Source organism: Microbacterium sp. T32, from assembly GCF_001619615.1.
GTDB lineage: Bacteria > Actinomycetota > Actinomycetes > Actinomycetales > Microbacteriaceae > Microbacterium.
This window is the reverse complement of the sequence record NZ_LQQP01000050.1, coordinates 1-1,977: the sequence shown is the minus strand read 5'-3', so window position 1 is coordinate 1,977 and position 1,977 is coordinate 1. Positions and strand designations below refer to the sequence as shown.

At 74.3% G+C, this 1,977-nt stretch carries 1 protein-coding gene and 1 pseudogene; both read left to right on the top strand.

Features of this window, described 5'->3' with window-relative positions:
• Positions 1-202: pseudogene (locus tag AVW09_RS18080) on the top strand (ArsR family transcriptional regulator); the annotation flags it as partial.
• 155 nt (positions 203-357) lie between these two features.
• Positions 358-1,977: thiamine pyrophosphate-binding protein (locus tag AVW09_RS15160; RefSeq protein ID WP_063258855.1), on the top strand; the 1,620-nt coding region annotated here is incomplete at its 3' end.

The following is a 1,977-nucleotide window of genomic DNA, read 5'->3' as shown; positions in this document are numbered from 1 at the left end:
GATCGCCGAAACCGCGGAGCGCGGCTGGGCGACGAGCCACGACGAGGTGGTGCCGTCATTGCGCGCGGTGGCCGTGCCGCTCCGTGTGCACGGACGCCCGCCAGCCGCGGTCGCCGCCGTCTACGTCGCGTCCGACCTCGACGACGCCGCGATCGCCGCGCGCCTGGCGACGGCCGCGGAGAGCGTGAGCGTGGCGTTCTAGCCCGGGCGGCACCGCCGCGCTGACGCCCACCTATACTCGATCCCGTCAGGCGCACGGGGTCGTGCGTCGCTGCTCGAAAAAGGGGCACGTAGCGCACGACGAGCGCGAGACACATACGGCATCCATTCCGTCCGTCTCGAAAGGCTCTCTTCGCCATGCCCACCGTCTCGGCGCACGTCGCGCACACCCTCGCCCGCCACATCGACACCGTCTTCGGGGTCATGGGCAACGGCAACGCGTACTTCCTCGACACCCTCGGCCGCGAGACGGCGTCCGGCTTCGTCGCCGTCCGGCACGAGGCCGCCGGGGTCGTCGCCGCCGATGCGCACTATCGCGCGAGCGGACGCCTCGCCGCGGCGACCGCCACCTACGGCGCCGGGTTCACGAACACGCTCACCGCCCTCGCCGAAGCCGTGCAGGCGCGGACCCCGCTCGTCCTCATCGTCGGTGACGAGCCCACCTCGGGCCCGCGGCCGTGGGGCGTCGACCAGATCGCGCTCGCGGCCGGAGTCGGTGCGCGCACCTACACCGTCGGGCATCGCGACGCCGCCGCCACGGTCGTCATCGCGATCGAGCACGCCCTCACGTACCGCCTGCCGGTGGTCCTCGGCATCCCGTACGACGTCGCGACGCGCGAGGCGGGACCGGTGACGGATGCCGCGGCCCCGCGGATCACGCCGGAGCACCCGCCCATCGGGCCCTATGCGGACGGCGTCATCGACGCGATCGTCGATGCTCTGGCGACCGCCGAACGTCCGCTGCTGCTCGGCGGGCGCGGAGCCTGGCTCGCCGGGGCCGGACGCGCACTGGGGGACCTCGCGGCCCTGACCGGCGCCCTCACGACCAGTACGGCGCTCGGGCGCGGGCTGTTCCCGGACGGCGAGCGCGACCTCGGCGTCGCGGGCGGTTTCGGTGCCCCGGGCGCGATGCGGATCGTGCGGGACGCGGATGTGGCCGTCGTCTTCGGCGCCCGACTCAACCAGTTCACGATGCGGTTCGGCGAACTGTTCGCGCCGGGCACGCGGGTGTTCCAGGTCGACCTCTCCCCCACCGCGACCCATCCGCACGTCGGCGGGTACGTCCGTGGGGACGCGGCCGAGGTGGCCGGCGAGATCGTGCGGCGCCTGCGCGCCCGCGGCTCGGCGCCCTCGACGTGGGGTTCCGGGCTCGATCTCGAGGCCGCCCGCCGGCAGGCGCCGGGAGAGGGCGTCGGACCGGACGGGCGGCTCGACCCCCGCACCGCGGCGGCCCGGATCGCCGAGCTCCTGCCCGAGGATCGCGTCGTGGTATCGGACGGCGGACACTTCCTCGGCTGGTCGAACATGTATTGGCCGGTGGCCTCCCCCGACCGCAACCTCATGGTCGGCACCGCGTACCAGTCGATCGGCCTGGGCTTCCCCAGCGTGCCCGGGGCGGCCGTCGCCCGGCCCGAGTCGACGATCGTGCTGACCACGGGCGACGGCGGCGGCCTCATGGCGATCGCCGACCTGGAGACGGCGATCCGCGTCGCGCGCGGCCGCGGTGTCGCCGTGGTGTGGAACGACGCGCAGTACGGCGCAGAGGTCCTCAACTACGGCAAAAAGGGGCTGCACCCCGACCCGATGCTCATCCCCGAGGTCGACTTCGCCGCCGTCGCGCGCGGCCTCGGCGCGGAGGGCGTGGTGGTGCGGGATGCCGACGACCTCGACGCCCTGGCATCCTGGGCCGCCCGCGATCCCGAGGATCGGCCGTTCCTCCTCCTGGATCTGCGCGTGAGCGCGGCCGTCGTGGCGCCG